A 19,899-nucleotide genomic window follows, 5' to 3' on the forward strand; every position below is an offset into this window, starting at 1 on the left:
CGGCACCGCAATCGCATCCCAAGTTGTGAAGGAGAGGTGTCGTTTGAATGATTTTGTTGCGGGTGTCGTCAGCCTGCTGCTGCGTGTGATCGTGATTGCCATGGGGCTGGTCTTGTTTGCCAGCCTTCTGGTCGCGGCCATGTTGCTGGCGCTGGTGTGGGTGCTGCGTGCAGGTTGGGCCCGCCTGACCGGTCGGCCAGTGACGCCGTGGGTGATGGGTGTGGACCCGCGCACAGGCTTCAGCAAAGTCTTTCGGTCCACGGAGCGGTGGTCTGCGGGCCGCCGTGGCAGCAGGGCGCCGGAAGCTACCGGTGAGGACGCTGCAGCGTCGCGCCGGGGTGGCATCCTGCCGGGGGCGGCGCAGGTCACGGACGTGGAAGCGCGCGAAGTGCGTTGATAGGGTGGTGGCGGCCGCTGCACTACGGCGGCAATCAGCGCCCTCCCAAGAAAGTCCTGCTGCGCGGGCGCAAGCCAACGGTCATCAACCCTGGCGCGCATGTCTTTTTGTGACGCGCCCACCGGGGTGTCTCCTATCATCTGACCATGACACCCACCGATATCCGCGCCCATTTCGATCTTCAGTTCCAGGCCAGCCGTGCGCATGTGGATGTGCCGCTGCTCGTGCGCCGGGAGCGATTGCTGCGCCTTCGCAAATTGCTCGATGAGAATGGGCCTGTGCTGGCGGCGGCCGTGCAGGCCGACTTTGGCATGCGGTCCCCCCACCTCACGGAGGTGGCCGACTTCTTTGTGTTGCGCACCCTGCTGTCGCACACGCTGCGCCACTTGGCCAAGTGGGTCAAGCCTCGCAAGGTTCGCACGCCTATTTACCTGCAACCGGCCCACGCCTTCATCCAGCGCCAGCCCATGGGGGTGGTGGGCGTGATTGCGCCGTGGAACTACCCGGTGCAACTGGCCTTGGCGCCCGCCATCACGGCACTGGCGGCGGGCAACCGCGTGATGCTCAAACCCAGCGAGTTGACGCCCCATACCTCTGCCCAACTGGCACTGCTGGTGGCGCAGTTCTTCGCTCCCGACGAATTCTGTGTGGTGCAGGGAGATGCCAACCTGTCCGCCTTGTTCGCCTCGTTGCCTTTTGATCACCTCGTGTTCACGGGCTCCACGGCGGTGGGCCGCAAGGTGGCGCAGGCGGCGGCGCAGAACCTGACGCCAACTACGCTGGAACTGGGGGGCAAGTCGCCCTGCATCATCGACGGCCATTGCGACATGCAGGACGCAGCGCTCAAGATTGCGCACGGCAAGCTGCTCAACGCTGGGCAGACCTGCATCGCTCCCGACTACGTGCTGTTGCCGCGCGGCCGTGAGGGCGAATTTGCGCAGGCTTACCGGGCTGCGGTGTTGCGCCTGTTTCCCACCATCGAGGGCAACGCCGATTACGCTTCGATCATCACGCCACGCCACCATGCCCGCCTGCGCACGATGCTGCAGCAGGCGCAAACACAAGGGGCAGAGGTGCACACCATTGACCCTACCGATGGCAAGCAGGTGGCTCCCACGGTAGGTACGCTGGGTGACGGTGCCAGCCGCCAGATGCTGCCCACACTGGTGTTTGGCGCCACGTCGCAGATGCAGCTCATGCAGGAAGAGATATTCGGCCCCATCCTGCCGGTGATCTCGTACGAGCGGCTGGACGACGCCATCGCCCACATCAATAGCGGGCCCCGCCCGCTGGCGCTGTACTGGTTTGGCCAGAGCGAGGCCGTGCGCGACGATGTGCTGCGCCGTACCGTCAGCGGCGGTGTGACGGTGAACGACACGCTGATGCACATTGCGCACGACAACCTGCCGTTTGGCGGCGTGGGCGACAGTGGCTGGGGCGCCTACCACGGCGAGCAGGGATTCCTGCGCTTTTGCCACCAGAAGTCGGTGCTGGTGCAGTCGCGCTGGGCCATGGGCTCGCTGTTCTATCCGCCCTATGGGGCCAAGTTCGACCAGGTCATGGGGCTGCTGCGCCGCTGGTTGTAGCGCTTTGTGTGAGTTGCCCGGGTGTTGTCTGACTGTCTTCCGGTTCGTCGTCCACCATGGCCGCAGGGAGCGGCGGCTGGGTGATGAGCTGCACCATCGCATCGCGCAGCTGGCCGGTGGACACTGGTTTGTGTAGCAGCAACGCGGAGGTGGACTGCGCGTCGCGCAGGCGCTGGGGCGAGGTGTCGCCCGTCATGATGATCGCGGGTACATTGGTTCCCAGGTAGGCACGCAGCGCCTGCAGCACCTGTTTGCCGGTTTCTTCATGGCGCAGGCGGAAGTCGGTGATGATGATGTCGGGCGTCACGTCCTCCAGGACTTCCAGGGCATCCGCGCTGGATTCTGCGGTCATGCACTGACAGCCCCAGCTTTGCAGCAGTGACTGCATGCCCAGGCGCACGGTCTCGTCATCGTCGATGGCCAGCACCTTCAGGCCCATCAGGCTACGGCCGTCCTGGGGTGTGGTGGCATCGTCTTCCAGCGCACCCTGCCAGCGGTCCAGCCACAGCCTGAAGACCGATCCTTTGCCAGGCTGCGAGCGCAGCTCTACGGAGGTCCTCATCTCGCGCGCCAGGCGCTGCACGATGGCCAGGCCTAAGCCCAGGCCCTTGCGGCGGTCGCGCTCTGGGTTGCCGAGCTGGTGGAACTCCTTGAAGATGTTTTCCCACTGGTGCTCGGGGATGCCGGCTCCGGTGTCCCACACCTCCAGCGCCAGCCGTTTGCCGCGCGTGCGGCAGGCAATCAGCACACCGCCGTGGGCGGTATAGCGCAGGGCGTTGGAGATGAAGTTGTGCATCACCAGGCCGACCAGAGAGCGGTCGGCAAACGCAGCGGCTGAGGTCTCGCGGGTGCGGTACACCAGCCCGGCTGTGTCGGCCTGCACGCCAAACTCCTGCTCCAGCGCGGTGAGCAGGGGCTGCACCGCAAAAGCGGCTGGCCGTACCTTGACCACGCCCGCTTCCAGCCGGGAGTAGTCGAGCAGGGTGGTGAGCATCTCGGCCGCAGCGCCTGATGCCGCATGGGCGTGCTTGAGTACGGTGCGCTGATGGTCGTTGAGCGGGCTGCGGTGCAGCGATTCCAGAAACAGGCCCATGGCATGCAAGGGCTGGCGCAGGTCATGGCTGGCCGCTGCCAGAAAACGGGATTTGTCGCGGTCGGCCTGCTCGGCGGCCTCTTGCGCCGCCAGGGCCCGCTGCGACTCGGCCCGCAGCTGGCTGACCAGGCGCTCGTTTTCCAGCTTGAGCGCAATGCTGCGCCGCGTGGCACGGTCGGCCGTGCGAGCCTGCAGGCAGGTCAGCGCGTAGTACACCCCCGTGAGGAACAGCGCAGGCCACATCACGGGCCCCCCGGCCAGTGCCACCGACATCATCACACCGCCGATGGCGCTGGTGAGGTAGGTGACGTAGGCGCGGTACAGCGGTGCGCCCAGCCCTAGCGCCCCTGAAGAGACCGTGCTGATGATGCCGATGGCGTAGATGACGCTGTCGGAGTTGCCCCAGTACAGCACCACATAGCCCAGGCTGCCCCAGCTCAGGCCCATGGCCGCCATGCAGGCGATGAGCTTGCGCGCAGCCTGCGGCGCCGGGTCTACAAAGGGTGCAATGCTGCGCAGCGTGAGGTACACCCCAGCCACCACCAGCGTGTGCGAGACCAGCCACACCGTGATGGCCTGTGTGTCTGCCACCCGGGCCATGACCCAGAGCGTGCCCAGGGCCGTGGCCAGCGACGCCAGAAGCGTCATCGGAAAGTTCTGCCGCAGCAGGGCCACCTGTTCGCGCAGCACCTCGTCGCGCTCCCACACCGGCCAGCCCCAGCGTGTGGGCGGAATCACCGGTTCGAGGGGGAGCGGACTGGTCTCAGAGGGGGTCATGGAGCTGCGGGGTGGACAGGCCCAGGCGCTGGGCTGCCAGCAGCGCAGCGCTGCGGCTGTTGACGCCCAGCTGCGCAAAGATGGCCGCCACATGCACACGCACCGTGTTCTCGCTCAGCCCCAGGTCGCGGGCGATCACCTTGTTGGGTCGGCCGGTGCACAGCAGCGACAGCACATCCAGCTGCCGCGCCGTGAGCGACGGCGTGTCGGGTCCGCGCACCGTGGCGCTGTTGCCGCTGTTGATCGGAAAACACGGCTGGCCGGACAGCGCACAGCTGATGGCCTCCAGGATGTCCTCGGCGCTCGCAGATTTGGGCAGAAAGCCATCCGCCCCGCGCGCACGCGCTTCGTGAATCGCATCGGGCGCCACGCTGGCGGACACCAGCACGATGCGCGCCTTGGGGCAGGCCTGCCGCAGCAGCCGCAGCCCGTCCAGTCCGCTCATGCCCGGCAACTGGATGTCCAGCAGCACCAGGTCCGTGTCGGCCTGCTGCAGTGCGCAGGCATCGGCGATCGAGCCGGCCTCGGCAATGCTGCCCACGCTGGGATGGTCTTGCACGATCAGGCGCAGCCCCGTGCGGAACAAGGTGTGGTCATCCACGAGCAAAAGACGGGCAGTCATACAGGCAAGTATTGCGCACAACCGGGTGTTGCGGGCTAGTCCATTTGTGCGATGGACGCCTCTATGTGCACTTTCTAGACTTTCCGTCAAGCATTGAAAAGCACTTTGGGTGCGCACCAATGCGCAAACCTTAGTAACCACATTCCGTTTTCAAAGGGTTCCCATGACGATCAATGCACACACCCATGGCGCCGGCACCTCCGAAGCAGGCCTGCACCGCAGCGAACGACGACCGGCCGCCGACGCTGGCACAGGCCTGGGAGGCAACAGCGTGGCGCACATCGTGCAGGAGCATTGCCCCGATATGCTGGCCGCAGCAGGCGTGGTGATCGAGCACCTTGACGCCCAGGCGGGCACGTGGCAATTCTCGGCCGATGCGGGGCAGACCTGGCGCGCCATCCGCACCGACCTCATCAACCGTCCCGGCAATCTGGGCCTGGCGCTGGACCGCGATGCCCGCCTGCGGGTGCTGCCCTTCGGCGGGCACCGTGTGACGGGCGCCCGGGTGGCATTCCACACGGTGCAGCGCAGCCACGGCCAGGGCAACGGCAGCTACCGTGCCTATGCCAGCGAGGACCGCGACGGGGGCTCGCGCACTGTCACCCTGGTGCTCAGCCTGGCGGCCATCAATGGGGCCCCGCCCGCCGTGCATGTGCCCCGCCCACGCAACAAGCGCGCGATGGTGCAACGCGCGGCTGCGGCCACTGCCGCCGCGGGCAGCGCCCTGTCGGGCGCCATGGCCATGGCCTGAGGGCGTTGCCAGGGCCCTCGTTGGGAGGGGCTGAAGGGGGCGAAAAGCCGGGTGGGAAAACATGGCCTTCAGGGCCGTACTAACCGCCTGTCAGGGTGGAAAAACCGTTTGCGGCGACAATGCCGGTCCTTTTGTTTTTTCATTCCCCGTTTTCGTTCGGTTTTTTCATGTCAAGTATCCAGGTTCGTCCCGCTACGCTTCGCGATGCCAAAGCCATTGCCCAGATCCACACTGTCTCTGCCCAAGAGGCTTACAAAGGACTGGTGCCAGACGAGCAGTTGAAATCCATGTCTTCGGTCGAAAAGCGCCAGGCCTACTGGCGCGAGGCCATTGAATATTGCGAGCCCCAGGTTCAGGTGGCGGTCGACGGCGAGAAGATCGTCGGCTTTGTGGGCTACGACCGCTCGCGCGATGAAAAGTCCCGCCCCACCACCGGTGAGATCTGGGCCATCTACGCCGCCCCCACCCATTGGAACCAGGGCGTAGGCCTGGCCCTGTGGGACGCCGCCCGCGACGGCCTGCAAGAAGAAGGCTGCACCAATGTCACCGCCTGGGTGCCGTTGCGCAACGAGCGCGCACTGCGCTTTCACGAGCTGGCCGGCTTCAAGCGCGAGCTGTCCACAGCCAAGACGGCCGTGATCGGTGGCGTGAAGATTGAAGAAGTCCGCCTGAAGCGCCCGATCAACGCATAAGGTGCCACGACACCCCGCCGCGTCGCCGCGCCCCTTTCCAACCCTTCGGACTGTGCGCGGCACTGTCAGTCGCTGATGCCCACAACTCCTTCCACCATCCACTGGACCCACCAGGGCCAGCCCCGGCAAGCCCTGTGGCGCTCCGAAAGTGGCGCTGCGGCGCCGCGCAGGGTGGAGACGGCCGACGACACGTTGGCCGCCGACACCGCTTACCGCATGGCCTGCGAGGGCACGGGGTTGTTGTGGCAGGGCGATTTTCAGAACGCGCGGCACCTGCTGCAGGCGCTGATGCGCCGGGCTGACAAGAAGCCGCGCAAGGCGGCTGCCAAGGCGTCCCAGAAGCTCGCTGCGGCGACCCCAGCCGAGGCGTTTCACCTGCACCGCCAGGCGCAGGCGCAGCGCGCGCGGGTGCTGGCGTCGGTGCTGATCCCGCTCGAAGGCGACTACAGCATTGCGCTGCGCCGCGCCCCGGACTGGCGCCAGGCCTGCACCGAGGCCTGGGGGCCAGCGACCGGCGAGCGCTCGGTAGCCACGCTGCGTGAGCTGCTGGGGCTGGTGGGCGCGCACGAGTGGCGCAAGAAAGGGGTCGAAATCCCTGCGCTGGGTGCCCCGCCGCTCAACCGCATTCACCCGCACTATGGGGTGTTCTCTCCGGTGCGGGGCGAATACGTGGGCTTGGTGGCCGCAGCCCCGCTGCCCAGCAAGGCGCTGGCGTTCGACATTGGCGTGGGCACGGGGGTGTTGTCTGCCGTGCTGGCGCGCCGGGGTGTGCAACGGGTGGTCGCGACTGACCAGGACCCGCGTGCTTTGGCCTGTGCGCGCGAAAATCTGCAACGACTGCAGCTGCTGGACCGTGTGGAGCTTGTGCAAGCGGACCTGTTTCCGCCGGGCCGTGCGCCGCTGGTGGTGTGCAACCCCCCGTGGGTGCCAGCGCGCGCCAACTCCCCCATCGAACACGCCGTGTACGACGAAGGCAGCCGCATGCTCAAGGGCTTTCTGGCAGGTTTGTCGGCCCACCTGGAGCCCGGCGGCGAGGGCTGGTTGATCCTGTCGGACCTGGCAGAACACCTGGGCCTGCGCCCGCGCGAGCAACTGCTGGCGTGGATTGCCGAGGCGGGCTTGGTGGTGCGTGGCCGCCATGACGTCAAGCCGGGGCATGCCAAGGCCGCCGACGCCCAGGATGCTCTGCACGCTGCGCGTGCGGCCGAGGTCACGTCCCTGTGGCGGTTGGCTGCGGCCTGAATCCGAACTGAACGGCTCAATCCAGCAGCGCAGGCTGCGTAGCGGCAAAGTTTTCAGCCACCGGGCTGGTGGGCAGCAACTGATCCAGCCGCTCGCGCAGGCTGGCGGCGCGTTCGGCACCCGCTGCAAGAGCGACTTCCTCGAACATGGCCTCGCCCACATCCAGCATGCTGGTGCGATCCTTGGCGGCGCGCAGCGCCTCCCGAAAGTGCTGCGCCAGCACTGGGTCTCGGCGCGCAAACAGGCGCTCGCAGGTGTCAAACAGGTACATGCGCGCCCCGGCCAGCGACCGCAGGGATTCGCCAGGCGCGGGGCGCTCGATGGAGGGCGTGGGCACGGCGGTGGGCTCTGGTGCGGGCGGCAGGTCTGCCGGCCCGGTCAGGTAGCCCTGGCGCATCAGGTTCTCGACGATCTGCGCGCCGATGCCGTTGTACATGGCTTGCAGGTCTGACAGCGGCTTGCCGTCGGCCAGCAACAGCAAAGAGCGTTCGCGCAGGCTGAGGGTGCGCACACCGGGCGAGAGTTCCAGGCGGGCTTTCTCGGTTTTTTGCAGCAGCATGGGTGGCTCCGTGGCGGTCTGAGGCGGGCATTGCACCAGCCGGGCGTGACGCCGTGATGACCCCTTGGGTGTCCTGCATCACAATCACGGGCTGACCGGCGCTGCGTTGGGCGCCACGTGTCCATACATTTGCTCCTTATTTGATAGCTGCCAGCGCATATTGCACTAGCGCTTGAAGCTGTTTTTGTTTGATTTTTGCTGCTGAGTGCCTGTGGAGGCCCTCTTTCCGAGAGGGCCCATCGAGCCAGCAGCCCCCTGAGATGACCTTGCTGCTCGCCCCGATGGAGGGGCTTCTGGACTTTGTGCTGCGTGATGTGCTGACCCGTGTGGGGGGCGTGGACCGCTGCGTGTCCGAGTTCATCCGCATCACCGGCACCCTGCTGCCCGACAAGGTGTTCCTGCGCTATGTGCCTGAGCTGCGCAATCGCAGCCGCACCCTGGCCGGTGTGCCCGTGCGGGCGCAGTTGCTGGGCTCCGACCCCGTCAGCATGGCCGAGAACGCTGCACGCCTGGCAGCACTGGGCCCGGAGGGTATCGACCTGAACTTTGGCTGCCCGGCCAAGGTGGTCAACCGCCACGGCGGGGGCGCTGCGCTGTTGCAGGAGCCCGAGCGCATCGCGGCCGTGGTGGGGGCCGTGCGCCGCGCTGTGCCCGCGCACCTGCCGGTGTCGGCCAAGATGCGCCTGGGCTTTAACGATACGGGGTTGATGCGCGAATGTGCCCAGGCCATGCAGGCGGGCGGCGCGGCTGAGTTGGTGGTGCACGCGCGCACCAAGGCCGACGGCTACCGCCCGCCGGCGTATTGGGAACACATCCCCACCATCCGCGCGGCGGTCTCCATTCCGGTGGTGGCCAATGGCGAGATCTGGACGGTGGCCGACGCGCAGCGCTGCCGTGAGGTGTCGGGCTGCGACGCGCTGATGCTCGGGCGCGGCATTGTGGCGGACCCCGGCCTGGCACGCGCCATTCGGGCGGCCGATGCAGGGCGTCCGGACTCGGACACCGTGGTGTGGGCCGATCTGGTGCCACACCTGGCCGCCTTTTGGCAGCTGGTGTGTGACGACCTGGAGCCGCGCCAGCGCGCAGGGCGTCTCAAGCAATGGCTCAACCTGCTGCGCCGCCGGTTTGCCGAGGCAGAGGTGGCCTACCAGCATGTGCGCACCATGACGGACCAGCGGGCCATCACCGTGTGGGTGGCAGAGCTGCAGGCCCGGGCTGGCTGCGCCCAAGGGGCTTAAACCGGCTACAGCAGGTGGTCCGGGGCCAGCGGTCCCAGCAGCTGCAGCATCAGCCGCAGGGGGGCGCTGGCGTCGGGCTCGGTGGTGGCGTCGGGCAGCCCGCTGCCCTCAGGAGCACGCCAGCGCAGGCCCTGGTCGGTGGCTTGCACCTGCCAGGCGGACTCTTTCAGTGCCGCGTCAATCTGCGTGGTGGCCCGGCGAGACAGCTCCGTGCTGCGAATCAGCAGCGCCACCTCGGTGTTCTGCCGCTGTGAGCGCATGTCCAGATTCATTGACCCCACGACCAGCAAGCGGCCGTCCACGATCAGCAGCTTGGAGTGCAGCATGGCGCGCGAGCCGCCTTGCGAACCCACGACGCCCGCGCTGTGGTTGCCCATGCTGCCCGACACGCCCAGCGCCCCCCGCAGCACGCCGGGCAACTCGCTGTGCATCTCGTACAGCTCCACCCCCATGGCCAGCAGCTGCGGCCGGTGGCGAGCGTAGCCGGCGTGTGCAATGGGCGCGTCGTTGGAGGCCAGCGAGTTGGTCAGCACCCGCACCCGCACGCCGCGTGCGCGCGCAGCGGCGAAGGCGGCCTCCATGTCCGGCCCGGGCACGAAGTAGGGCGAGATGATGAGCAGGTCGCGCCGCGCCTGGGCCATGAGCTGCAGAAGGCCATCCACCACCGTATCGGTCTGCGCCTCGTTGGTCTCCGTGCCGGCGCGGGGCAGGGGGCTCGGTGGACTGTCTGCCGCCGCTACTTTGCGGGAGCCCGACACCAGCGCGGCGGCAGCGGCCTTAGGACTGCTGGGGCTGCTCAGGTTGCCGGGTACCCCTGCCGGGGTGCTCGCGGCAGGACTGGGTGGCGCTGGGGACACTGCAGGGGCGGCCCCATTGGGCACGCTGCCCGCCGCTGCGCTGTCGGCCGGAATCTTGGCGGGCTGGTCTACCAGGACCGCTGCTGCTGCCCAGACAAAGGGCGTGCGCTCCAGGTCCATGGGCTCGTAGTTCCAGATGCGCGCCCGCTGCGCAGCGGTGGTGCCGGGCCCCATGTCGGGCGGTGAGCGGTCGGGCGCCGTGGTGCCACCCTGGCCTGCGACACGGCGCCTCCGCCCTTCGTCGGCCACTCGGATGCTGTCGCGCAAGTGGTCGAGTTCGCTCTGGGTGATAAGCGACTGCACGGGGTAGGCGCGTTCGTTGTTCCAGTAGCTGTCAAAGCTGCGCGAGAGGTCCTGCACGATGGGGCCTGCGGCCAGCACGTCCAGGTCCACAAAGTTGCCCGAATCGGCGTTGCCGAAGTAGGCATCGCCCAGGTTGCGTCCCCCGGTGACGGCCATGGCGTTGTCGGCAATGAACAGCTTGTTGTGCATGCGCTGCTGCACGCGCGAGAAGTCGCCCAGCAGGCTCAGCATGCGGCCGATGGGCGACCCCCGGGCACCCGTCACGGGGTTGAACATGCGCATCTCGATGTTGGGCACGAACGCCAGCCGCATCACCTGCGCGTCGCGCCCGGTGCTGTGAAAGTCGTCCAGCAACACGCGCACCCGCACACCACGCTGGGCTGCGGCCATCACGCTGAGCAGCAGGCGCTCGCTGCTCGCGTCTGCGTGGATGGTGTAGTACTGCAGGTCCAGGGTTTTCTGGGCGGAGTCGACCAGGGCCAGGCGGCTGCTGTAGGCAGCCTGTGGGCCGCTGAGCAGTGCAAACCCTGAGGCATGCCGTGCCCCCTCGGCGGCCCTGCGTGCTGCGACGAGCTGCCCCAGCGGGGTATCGCCGGGGGCAGCCAGAGCAACCGACACCGGGCGGTCCACCTCCTTGGGCAAGCCCGCGCAGCCCGCGAGGGCCATGGCGACCAGCAGCACGACCCAGCGCGGCCAGCCGGGGCGGGTTGACTGGGGCGGGGTGAGGGACAAGGGGGGCGAAGACAGCATGGCGCGATTGTGACCGTGGAGCCGCTGGGGCGCAGGGCTCAGGTATAGCTGCGCGCCGGTCCATCCGCTGTCAGACAGCGCGCCAAGGCGAAGGCTTGGGCCCGCATCTGGCCCCACGCCGGGTCCCGCGCCGGTCTCAGGCCGTCGCCAGTGGGCTGGACTACCAGCTCACTTCGCGGTCGGGTGTGGCGCTGATCTTGTGGATGCTCAGGTCGGCGCCGTCGAACTCTTCTTCCTGCGTCAGCCGGATGCCCACCGTCTGCTTGAGGATGCCGTATACCACCACGCCGCCGATCAGGGCCCACACCACGCCCAGGCCCGTGCCGATGAGCTGGGCCGACAGGCTCACCCCGCCCAGACCGCCCAATGTCTTGCTGCCAAAGAGGCCCGCAGCCAGCCCGCCCCAGGTGCCACACAGCCCGTGCAGCGGCCATACGCCGAGCACGTCGTCGATCTTCCATTTGTTCTGGGTCAGGGTGAACATCAGCACAAAGATGGCCCCGGCCACTGCGCCCACCACCAGCGCACCCAGCGGGTGCATGAGGTCCGAGCCCGCACACACGGCCACCAGACCGGCCAGGGGGCCGTTGTGCACAAAGCCGGGGTCGTTCTTGCCCAGCACCAGGGCGGCGAGCGTGCCGCCCACCATGGCCATCAGCGAGTTCACGGCGACCAGGCCCGAGAGCTTGTCCACGGACTGCGCGCTCATTACATTGAAGCCGAACCAGCCCACCACCAAGATCCAGGCGCCCAGCGCCAGGAAGGGAATGTTCGATGGCGGGTGGGCCGAGATCGCGCCATCCTTGCGGTAGCGGTTGGCGCGGGAGCCTAGCAGGATCACCGCTGGCAGGGCAATCCAGCCGCCCATGGCGTGCACCACCACCGAGCCCGCAAAGTCGTGAAACTCCTCCCCCGTCACGGCCTTGATCCAGCCCTGCACACCAAAATGCTGGTTCCAGGCGATGCCCTCAAAAAACGGATAGAAAAAGCCCACGATGACCGCCGTTGCCATCAGTTGCGGCCAGAACTTGGCGCGCTCTGCGATGCCGCCCGACACGATGGCCGGAATGGCGGCTGCGAACGTGAGCAGGAAGAAGAACTTGACCAGCGCATACCCGCTGAGCTGTACCAGCGACTCTGCGCCGACGAAAAAATGCGTGCCGTAGGCCACGGTGTAACCGACGACGAAATAGACGACCGTGGACACCGAAAAGTCCACCAGGATCTTGACCAGCGCATTCACCTGGTTCTTTTTGCGGACCGTGCCCAACTCCAGAAACGCAAACCCGGCGTGCATGGCCAACACCATGATCGCCCCGAGCAAGATGAACAAGGCATCTGTGCCCTGTTTGAGTGCTTCCATAACGTCCTCGCGATAGTGATTGATCGACTCTGGTGCGTTTTCGGGATACGCCACAGATTTGCACCAAGTTGAAGCAAGAAGCGCGCCAAGAGTTGGTGCAAGGTTTTGCACTGATTTGGGGCTTGATGGCGTGAGGAAAAAATGGGTGTTCAAAATACTGTATAAATGAACAGCTTTTTTGGCGCCAAATCCACCCCCTGCTCGCTATGGGCCTCCTACCCACTCCCGAAGACGACCTTCCCGAAGAGCCGCAGGAAATCCGCGTCCCGCTGCAAGCCATTCACGGTCGAGGGGCGGCGACGGCCATGGCGCACCGGTTTGCCAAAGACCAGCGCGAGCCCGCATATGACGGGTGGAGCCCTGTCAGGGCAACTGGCAATGCGGACGGCTTGGCCCCGGGCCATGGATGCCAGGAGGGCGAAGATGAATGGGACACAGGGGCGCCGGGCGGGCCTGCTGCGTGCGACGAGAGCGATGGCGAGATCCGTCCGTCCCCCGCCACCCGCGTGCACTTCGAGACCGCGCGCAGTGCCCTGTGCGCCAACGACTCGCCCGATATCTTCTTTGAGCTATCGGTCAATCCCTACCGGGGCTGTGAGCACGGCTGCATCTACTGCTACGCGCGGCCCACGCACAGTTACCTCAATTTTTCCCCCGGGCTCGACTTTGAGACGCAGATCGTGGCCAAGCACAACATTGCGCAGGTGCTGCGCCAGGAGCTTGCACAGCCGCGCTATGTGCCGCGCCTGCTCAATATCGGCTCGGCCACCGACTGCTACCAGCCTGTGGAGCGCGACCTGAAGCTCACGCGCAGCGTGATCGAAGTGATGCGCGAGGCGCGCCACCCGTTTTCGCTGATCACCAAATCCAGCGGAGTGGAGCGCGACTTGGACCTGCTCGCCCCGCTGGCCGCGCAGCGACTGGCGGCGGTGTACGTCACCATCACCACGCTAGACGCCACACTGGCCCGCCGCATGGAGCCCCGTGCTGCCGCGCCCCACAGGCGGCTGCGCACCATACGTGCCTTGGCCGACGCCGGTGTGCCGGTGGGCGTGAGTGTGGCGCCGCAGATTCCCTTCATCACTGAAGACATGGAGCAGGTACTGGAGGCCGCGCGGGACGCCGGTGCGCGCACCGCGTTCTACACCGTGCTGCGCCTGCCGTGGGAGCTGGATGCGTTGTTTCGCGAATGGCTCACGGTGCACTACCCGCAGCGCGCGGCGCGCGTCATGGCGCGGGTGCAAGACCTGCACCACCTCACCGATGCGCAGCGCGCTGCCGGCAAGACATATGACAGCGACTTCGCCACCCGCATGAAGGGCTGTGGGCTGTGGGCCGATTTGCTGCGCCAGCGCTTTGCCAACACCTGCCGTCGGTTGGGGCTCAACCGCGAGCGTGAGGGCCTGGACCTGGGCGAGTTCAGGCCTGGGCTGTTGCGCGGGCAGGGCAGCTTGTTCTGAAGTGCGCGCCAAGTGCGCGATGGCTGCATGCACTGCTCGGTCTGTCTGCACGCCTCTCTTTCGTTGCCGGTAGCTGCAAGCGGATGCCTGCTGAAGCGTGCTGCGACAGTAGTCCCCTCCTGACTGAATTGCATGCAGCGATGGGCGAGGCATGGGGGCGTCGTGAGGCGGCGGCCCCAGGTATCGGGCGGTTGTGCAGACAAGCTTCATGAAAAGCGCTGATTGAAGAAAATATGATGTTCGTAATAATTTTTGCTACAATGCGCTTGTGCGAAATTCCACCCCTTCCCGCAAAGAGCTGAGCCATGAGCGCATCGTCGCAGCAGCAGCGCGTGCGATCCGCCGCAATGGCTTTGGCGGAGCAGGGGTTGCAGAGATCATGAAAGACGCCGGTCTCACGCATGGCGGCTTTTACGCACACTTCCCGTCTCGGGAAGCGATGCTCGCAGAAGCCGCTGACAGGGCCGGCGCAGAAACAGTGGATTTGGCCGAGTCTGCGGCCGCGTCGGCCCCCGCCGAGCAAGCGCTGGAAGCCATGCTGGGCGCCTATTTGTCCGAGCAGCATGTCAAGAACCCGGAAGCCGGCTGCCCCCTGGCGGCCCTGAGTTCGGAGCTCTCCCGCCAGGCGCCTGAGGTGCGGCATGCCGCCACCCGGCGCATGAAGGAAATGATCGACGTGGTCGCGCGGCAGTTGCCGGGCTGGGGTACCCCGGATGCCCACGAGCGCGCGCTTTTTCTGGTCGCCACCATGGTGGGGGCGGTTTCGCTGGCTCGCGCGGTGGACGATCCTTCGCTGGCCGAGAGACTTTGCAAGGCGGCTTTCAAGTACGCCCGTTCCAGCGGCGACGAGCCTTCCCAATAGCTTTTTTTTTGGGTATTTTTATGATGAGTGTCATATTATTGACGGGCGCAGCAAGTACCGATCACTCGAATCCCCGTCGAGGGCCACAGGGGACTGGTGCATCAGATTTTTGTTTGGGGTTTGAATATGACGACCATCATTTTTAGGTGGCGAATCAGGCGACAGAAGTTTCTTTTGAAGGCAATCACAACCAAGTCTTCTGCCTTCGATCCCCGCTGAGTGTTTCGCCCCAAGGCTTGACGCTCAGCATTTTTCGAGGCGCTTGAGCCTCATTTCTTTGGAGATATTCATCATGACCACTTTCACACGCCTTTTTTCTGCAGCTGCGCTGGCCGTAGTGGCGGCGACCGGTGCCCACGCCGCCGACCTGGATCCGGCGCAATTTGCGACCAAGTTTGAAGGCAATCGCACCCGTGCCGAAGTGGCCGCAGAAGCCGCGCAAGTGCCCATGACCCGAAGCCAGATTCCGTCCGGCTCCAAGCCAGAGGCGTACAAGTCCGTGGCTGACCGCGCGCTGATCCGCTCCCAGGCCGCCGACGCGGTGCGCACAGGCCAGATCTCCTCGGGCGAGACCGGCACGCGCTGAGGCGGCTTTGCAGGATGCGGTTGTTGGTTTGATTGGAAATATGACAAAAATCATATATCCAGAGAAAGTTGGCAGACCTGAGGTGCTCTTAGGCCCGTCGGGACTCCCAACCGCCTCCACGGATGCCCTATGGCCCGGCGCTCCCCGCGCAAAGGCAAGGCCCATCCCCACCCAGTCCACCGCTGGGCGGGTGGCAAGAGCGCCTGCATTCGGCGCACGGGGTGCATCGGCCTACCCGCCTGGCACCGTGTGCAGACCCTGGATACGCCAGGAATAAGGAAAGAAGCATGAAGGCATTTGTTCTGGATCGATACGGGAAGAAAGCGCCTCTGCGGATGGCGGAGTTGCCAACCCCGGAGTTGCGCGATGACGAGGTGCTGGTCCAGGTCCACGCTGCAGGCGTGAACCTGCTGGACGCCAAGGTGCGGGACGGTGAGTTCAAGCTCATCCTGCCCTATCGCTTGCCCCTGATCCTCGGCCACGATGTGGCGGGCGTGGTCACCCGGGTCGGCCCTCGCGTGCGGCAGTTCCAGGTGGGCGATGAGGTCTACGCGCGGCCCGACGACTTCCGCATCGGTACGTTCGCCGAATTCGTCCCGGTGAAGGAAGCCTCCTTGGCGCACAAGCCGAAGAACATCACGATGGAAGAGGCAGCGTCCCTGCCCCTGGTGGCGCTGACCGCGTGGCAGGCATTGGTCGAGAAAGCCCAGCTCAGAAAAGGCCAGAAGCTTTTCATTCAGGCCGGCTCTGGCGGCGTGGGGACCTTTGCCATCCAGCTGGCCAAACACCTGGGTGCCACCGTGGCAACCACCACCAGCGCCACCAACACGGCGCTGGTGAAGGGCCTCGGGGCGGACGTGGTGGTTGATTACAGGACACAGGCTTTTGAAGACGTCTTGCGCGACTACGACGTGGTGCTGCACAGCCAGGACAGCAAGGCCCTCGAAAAATCGCTGCAGGTGCTCAAAGCTGGCGGAAAGCTCGTGTCCATCTCTGGCCCGCCCGATCCGGACTTTGCCAGGCAGATCAACGCACCGTGGTTCCTGCATGTGCTGATACAGCTGCTGAGTGCGGGTGTCCGGCGCCGGGCACGTGCCCGGCGGGTCGGCTTCTCGTTCCTCTTCATGCGGGCCAGCGGTAGCCAACTGCGCGAGGTCACACGGCTGGTAGAGGCCGGCGCGATCCGCCCGGTGGTGGACCGGGTGTTCTCCTTCGAGTCCACCAATGACGCACTCGCCTATGTCGAGTCCGGGCGTGCCAAAGGCAAGGTCGTCATCAAGGTGCGATAGCCCCCTAACAACGCGAATCCCAACAAACCACCGCAGGGCACAACACGAGGCGAGTGGCGTGGCCGCAAACCAGCCGAAGCCCGCCCTTCGCAGCCCTGCACAGACACCCCTTTTTTACTGGAGCCCTTATGAAAATCGAAAACTCTGTAGCCCTTGTCACGGGCGCCAACCGTGGCATTGGCCTTGCCTTTGCGCGTGAACTCTTGAACCGCGGCGCGCGCAAGGTCTATACCGCAGCCAGAGACCCTGCGTCGATCACCCTGCCGGGGGTCCATGCGCTGCGTCTGGACGTGAATCGGCCTGAGGAGGTCGCGAGCGCCGTGGCGCAGGCCGGGGATGTGACCCTGCTCATCAACAACGCCGGAATTGCCCAGCCCGGCGGATTTCTGGCAGACGACAGCGAAGAGGTGGCGCGCCGCATTTTCGAGACCAACTTCTTCTCGATGCTGCGCATGAGCAAGGCGTTTGCGCCGGTTCTGAAGGGCAACGGCGGTGGTGCGCTACTGAATGTTCTGTCGGTCGCGTCGTGGGTGAACGGCGGAGAGTTGGCGGCCTATTCCGCCAGCAAATCTGCCGCATGGTCGCTCACCAATTCGCTGCGCAATGAGTTGCTGGCCCAGCAGACTCAGGTTCTGGGCCTGCACATGGCGTATGTGGATACCGACCTCACCCGGGGATTCGACGTGCCCAAGACCAGCCCGGAAAAGATCGTTCAGCGTGCGCTCGATGGCCTGGAAGCGGGCCATGACGAAGTGCTTGCGGACGAGCTCACCGTGATGGTCAAAAACGGCATGACGGCAGCCCGGCCCAGCTACCTGCAGCCCCTGGGCTGAGCGCGGCGGCCCCCATGTGTTTGGCTTTGCGAGAGTTCGCATGAATCCAAGACTGAAAAAAGTGACCACTACAGCGCTCGCGCTGCTGGGTCTTGGGGTGGGCCCCATCGCCCATGCCCAGCCGACCGTGCCCGACGTTGCGCCAAGCACCACTGCTGCCGCACGTGCGGAGCGATCAACATGGGCCAACGCGCCCACGCAGACCCTGTCGGCGGGTGGGGTGGAGTTTGCCTATCGCGAGCTGGGCCAACACCACGGCGGGCCGCCGCTGGTGCTGCTGACCCACCTGGCGGCGGTTCTGGACAACTGGGACCCTCGCGTGGTGGACGGCTTGGCGGCGCAGCGCCACGTGATCGCATTCGACAACCGGGGTGTGGGGGCTTCCAGCGGATCACCCGCTAAAACCATCGAACAGATGGCCGACGACGCGATCATGTTCCTCCGCGCCCAGGGGCACGCGCAGGTGGACCTGTTTGGCTTCTCGATGGGTGGAATGATCGCCCAGGAGATGGCGTTGAAGGAGACAGAACCTGTTCAAAGTCTTTTTGGAGATTGCATTGGAGTGCAATCGGGATGAGTGGATGCTTCGGATGCGCCGCATGGGCTCGTGCCCATGCAAGCGGCAGGGGCGTCCTATCGCCCGATTTCACTCCAACCCTTCGGGCAAGTGCCTTGCCGGGCGGTCTGCGGCGTTGCGGCGCTTGTGGATAGCCGAGCTATCCACTGCGCACCGCGCCTTGCATCCCATCCCGGCAAGGGACCTGTGCAACGCCAAAAAGGACTTTGAACAGGTTCTCGGCCCTGGTCCGCAAGCTCATCCTTGCCGGTACGGGGCCGGCCGGTGGCGAGGGCATCAGCGCCGTGGCAGGGGTAGCGAATGTGGACCTTCTGCACGGTTTCTTCACGGGCCAGAATCCCAAGCAGTTCCTGTTCTTCACCCGCACGCCCAACGGCATCGAGGCCGGTAAAGCGTTCCTGCAGCGGCTGTCAGAGCGTTCGGGGCACCGGGACAAGGACATCACCCTGAGGGCCTACGTGGCCCAGCTGCAGGCCTTGAATGCCTGGGGCAAAAAGGCGCCTGCAGACCTCTCCTACATCCACCAGCCTGTGCTCGTGGTCAACGGCGACAGCGACAGGATGGTCCCCACCTGCAACTCCCTGGACCTGGCGCACAGGCTCCCGAACAGCACGCTGGTCATTTACCCCGATGCGGGCCATGGGGGCGTGTTCCAGTTCCACACCCGCTTCGTCTCCCAGGCGCTGGAATTTCTCGCGCGGTGAGCAGGGCGTAGAGTGCTGGCGGGGAGTGCTGCCCACCGGCCCGTCAGGCCAGCACGTCGCGGATAGACGCGTCCTTGCCGAACTGTGCCTTGGCAAACGGGCACAGCGGGACCACCTTGGTGCCGGTTGTCCGTGCCCACTCCACCAGCGCCCCGAGCAGCGCGCGCCCCACGCCCTGGCCGCTGAGCGACGGGTCCACCTCCGTGTGGTCCACGATGATCATCGTGGCGTTGGTGCGGCTGTAGGTCATCTTGGCCAGGCGCTGGCCGTCGTGCGAGATGTAGAACGCGCCTTTGGCGTCCTGCTCCTGGTGGTGAATGGTGTGTGACATGGTGCGTTGCAGTGCAAGGATGTGCGCCAGAGTATGGAGCATGGGGTGCCGCAGCCCCGCTGGACGCAGCCCGCAGGCCAACACGCGAAGGGCTGACTCCCTCGGTGAGGGAGCTACCCGACCTGGAACGCCTCGGAGAGAAACTCTGCGGTGGCGCGCACCCGGGCGGTGCGTTGCAGGTCGGGGTGCATCACCTGCCAGACCTCGTAGTCGTTCGCCCGGCGGCGCTCGGGCCAGATACGCACCAGGCCTTCGCGTTCGCCCATCCACACCGGCATTTCGCCAAGGCCAATGCCCGCCGCCACGCCCTTGCGCACCAGCAGGCTGGAGCGTACGGCCAGCGCAATCCGGGCCTGGCGCGCAGGCACGCCCGCCATGGTCAGAAACGCGTTGTGCTCCAGGTAGGGCGCGTATGCCACCAGGTGGTGGCCGCGCAGCTCGTCCTCGGGCACGGGCATGCCAAAACGCTCGACATAGCCTGCACTGGCAAACAGGCCCACGGGCCACGACGCCACGCGGCGCACCACCAGGTCGGGGGCCTCGGGCCGCACGTTGCGGAACGCGATGTCCACCTGCCGGCGGCTGAGGCTGAGCAACTGGGTGGACACCTCCAGGTCCACGCGGATGTGGGGCCAATGATGCTGCAGGCGTTCGATGGCGGGCATGAGCAGATCGATGGCGATGGAGTCGGTGCTGGTCACACGCACCAGGCCGCCCGGGCTGGTGTCCTGACCCTCGATGCGGGTGCGCAGGTCCAGGGCCGCGCTTTCCATGCGGCGGGCGGCGGCAAGCGCTGTCTCGCCTGCAGCGGTGAGCAGGTAGCCGTCCTTGGCACGCAGAAACAGCTTGGCGCCCAGTTCGGCCTCCAGCGCGTTCAGCCTCCGCCCGACGGTGGCCTGGTCCACGCCCAGGCTGCGCGCGGCGGCGCGCAAGGAGGGCGCGCGGGTCAGGGCAAGAAAGATGCGGGTGTCGTCCCAGTTCATGGCCGTATGGAGGTTGCGGATGAGGGGTGAGTGTGATGCAAATT

19 protein-coding genes and 1 pseudogene are annotated in these 19,899 nt (G+C 66.0%); 13 read left to right on the forward strand and 7 right to left on the reverse strand.

The features are described from left to right. Positions 1-43: 43 nt before the first annotated feature. Together DNK89_RS16195 and DNK89_RS16200 are read left to right on the forward strand one after the other, a co-directional pair. Positions 44-397, forward strand: a complete 354-nt coding sequence (locus DNK89_RS16195) for a hypothetical protein (RefSeq protein WP_015015102.1) — start codon at positions 44-46, stop codon at positions 395-397. Positions 398-543: 146 nt separating this feature from the next. Further along, positions 544-1,983: a coniferyl aldehyde dehydrogenase gene (locus tag DNK89_RS16200; RefSeq protein WP_110960969.1), complete on the forward strand. Its 1,440-nt coding sequence runs from the start codon at positions 544-546 to the stop codon at positions 1,981-1,983. Here the strand turns inward: DNK89_RS16200 and DNK89_RS16205 are convergent. Continuing rightward, positions 1,955-3,853 carry a hybrid sensor histidine kinase/response regulator gene (locus tag DNK89_RS16205; RefSeq protein ID WP_110960970.1) on the reverse strand — a complete coding sequence of 633 codons (1,899 nt, stop codon included), beginning with the start codon at positions 3,851-3,853 and terminating at the stop codon, positions 1,955-1,957. The two genes, DNK89_RS16200 and DNK89_RS16205, sit on opposite strands and share 29 nt — an antisense overlap. Then, positions 3,840-4,475: a response regulator transcription factor gene (locus tag DNK89_RS16210; RefSeq protein WP_060986041.1), complete on the reverse strand. Its 636-nt coding sequence runs from the start codon at positions 4,473-4,475 to the stop codon at positions 3,840-3,842. The genes DNK89_RS16205 and DNK89_RS16210 overlap by 14 nt, the downstream gene beginning before the upstream one ends. Before the next feature lie 163 nt (positions 4,476-4,638). Between DNK89_RS16210 and DNK89_RS16215 the strand changes: the two genes are divergently transcribed. The 3 genes from DNK89_RS16215 (at position 4,639) to DNK89_RS16225 (ending at position 7,160) form a co-directional block, all read left to right on the forward strand. Continuing rightward, positions 4,639-5,226, forward strand: a complete 588-nt coding sequence (locus DNK89_RS16215) for a hypothetical protein (RefSeq protein WP_110960971.1) — start codon at positions 4,639-4,641, stop codon at positions 5,224-5,226. Positions 5,227-5,393: 167 nt separating this feature from the next. After that, positions 5,394-5,918: a GNAT family N-acetyltransferase gene (locus tag DNK89_RS16220; protein ID WP_015015097.1), complete on the forward strand. Its 525-nt coding sequence runs from the start codon at positions 5,394-5,396 to the stop codon at positions 5,916-5,918. Positions 5,919-5,993: 75 nt separating this feature from the next. Then, positions 5,994-7,160: a class I SAM-dependent methyltransferase gene (locus DNK89_RS16225; RefSeq protein WP_110960972.1), complete on the forward strand. Its 1,167-nt coding sequence runs from the start codon at positions 5,994-5,996 to the stop codon at positions 7,158-7,160. A gap of 16 nt (positions 7,161-7,176) precedes the next feature. Here the strand turns inward: DNK89_RS16225 and DNK89_RS16230 are convergent, their stop codons facing one another. After that, positions 7,177-7,719 carry a hypothetical protein gene (locus DNK89_RS16230; RefSeq protein WP_110960973.1) on the reverse strand — a complete coding sequence of 181 codons (543 nt, stop codon included), beginning with the start codon at positions 7,717-7,719 and terminating at the stop codon, positions 7,177-7,179. Between the two features lie 260 nt (positions 7,720-7,979). Between DNK89_RS16230 and DNK89_RS16235 the strand changes: the two genes are divergently transcribed. Next, entirely contained in the window at positions 7,980-8,957 is a 978-nt protein-coding gene (locus DNK89_RS16235; protein ID WP_110960974.1) for a tRNA-dihydrouridine synthase, read from the forward strand. Positions 8,958-8,962: 5 nt separating this feature from the next. Here the strand turns inward: DNK89_RS16235 and DNK89_RS16240 are convergent, their stop codons facing one another. After that, positions 8,963-10,867 (reverse strand): phospholipase D family protein, encoded by a 1,905-nt coding sequence (locus tag DNK89_RS16240; RefSeq protein ID WP_110960975.1) that lies wholly within the window; start codon positions 10,865-10,867, stop codon positions 8,963-8,965. A 160-nt stretch (positions 10,868-11,027) separates the two neighbouring features. Then, positions 11,028-12,230: an ammonium transporter gene (locus tag DNK89_RS16245; RefSeq protein ID WP_110960976.1), complete on the reverse strand. Its 1,203-nt coding sequence runs from the start codon at positions 12,228-12,230 to the stop codon at positions 11,028-11,030. A gap of 206 nt (positions 12,231-12,436) precedes the next feature. Between DNK89_RS16245 and DNK89_RS16250 the strand changes: the two genes are divergently transcribed. From DNK89_RS16250 to DNK89_RS16285, 7 genes and pseudogenes are all read left to right on the forward strand, one after another. After that, a complete protein-coding gene (locus DNK89_RS16250) occupies positions 12,437-13,690 on the forward strand; it encodes a PA0069 family radical SAM protein (protein ID WP_110960977.1) in 1,254 nt (417 codons plus the stop codon). A gap of 268 nt (positions 13,691-13,958) precedes the next feature. After that, positions 13,959-14,552, forward strand: a complete 594-nt coding sequence (locus DNK89_RS16255; RefSeq protein ID WP_110960978.1) for a TetR/AcrR family transcriptional regulator — start codon at positions 13,959-13,961, stop codon at positions 14,550-14,552. 292 nt (positions 14,553-14,844) lie between these two features. Then, on the forward strand, positions 14,845-15,138 hold the full coding sequence (locus DNK89_RS16260; RefSeq protein WP_110960979.1) for a hypothetical protein: 294 nt from the start codon (positions 14,845-14,847) through the stop codon (positions 15,136-15,138). A 287-nt stretch (positions 15,139-15,425) separates the two neighbouring features. Further along, on the forward strand, positions 15,426-16,427 hold the full coding sequence (locus tag DNK89_RS16265; RefSeq protein ID WP_110960980.1) for an NADP-dependent oxidoreductase: 1,002 nt from the start codon (positions 15,426-15,428) through the stop codon (positions 16,425-16,427). Positions 16,428-16,555: 128 nt separating this feature from the next. Further along, positions 16,556-17,260 (forward strand): SDR family oxidoreductase, encoded by a 705-nt coding sequence (locus DNK89_RS16270; RefSeq protein ID WP_110960981.1) that lies wholly within the window; start codon positions 16,556-16,558, stop codon positions 17,258-17,260. A gap of 301 nt (positions 17,261-17,561) precedes the next feature. Then, positions 17,562-17,787: pseudogene (locus tag DNK89_RS25040) on the forward strand (alpha/beta fold hydrolase); the annotation flags it as partial. A gap of 256 nt (positions 17,788-18,043) precedes the next feature. Next, positions 18,044-18,541 carry an alpha/beta hydrolase gene (locus DNK89_RS16285; RefSeq protein ID WP_370220930.1) on the forward strand — a complete coding sequence of 166 codons (498 nt, stop codon included), beginning with the start codon at positions 18,044-18,046 and terminating at the stop codon, positions 18,539-18,541. Positions 18,542-18,584: 43 nt separating this feature from the next. Here the strand turns inward: DNK89_RS16285 and DNK89_RS16290 are convergent, their stop codons facing one another. After that, positions 18,585-18,872 carry a GNAT family N-acetyltransferase gene (locus DNK89_RS16290; RefSeq protein WP_110960983.1) on the reverse strand — a complete coding sequence of 96 codons (288 nt, stop codon included), beginning with the start codon at positions 18,870-18,872 and terminating at the stop codon, positions 18,585-18,587. A 113-nt stretch (positions 18,873-18,985) separates the two neighbouring features. After that, positions 18,986-19,855: a LysR family transcriptional regulator gene (locus DNK89_RS16295; RefSeq protein WP_110960984.1), complete on the reverse strand. Its 870-nt coding sequence runs from the start codon at positions 19,853-19,855 to the stop codon at positions 18,986-18,988. Positions 19,856-19,899: the final 44 nt, after the last annotated feature.

Origin of the sequence: Acidovorax sp. ST3, from assembly GCF_003231145.1 — a bacterium.
GTDB lineage: Bacteria > Pseudomonadota > Gammaproteobacteria > Burkholderiales > Burkholderiaceae_C > Acidovorax.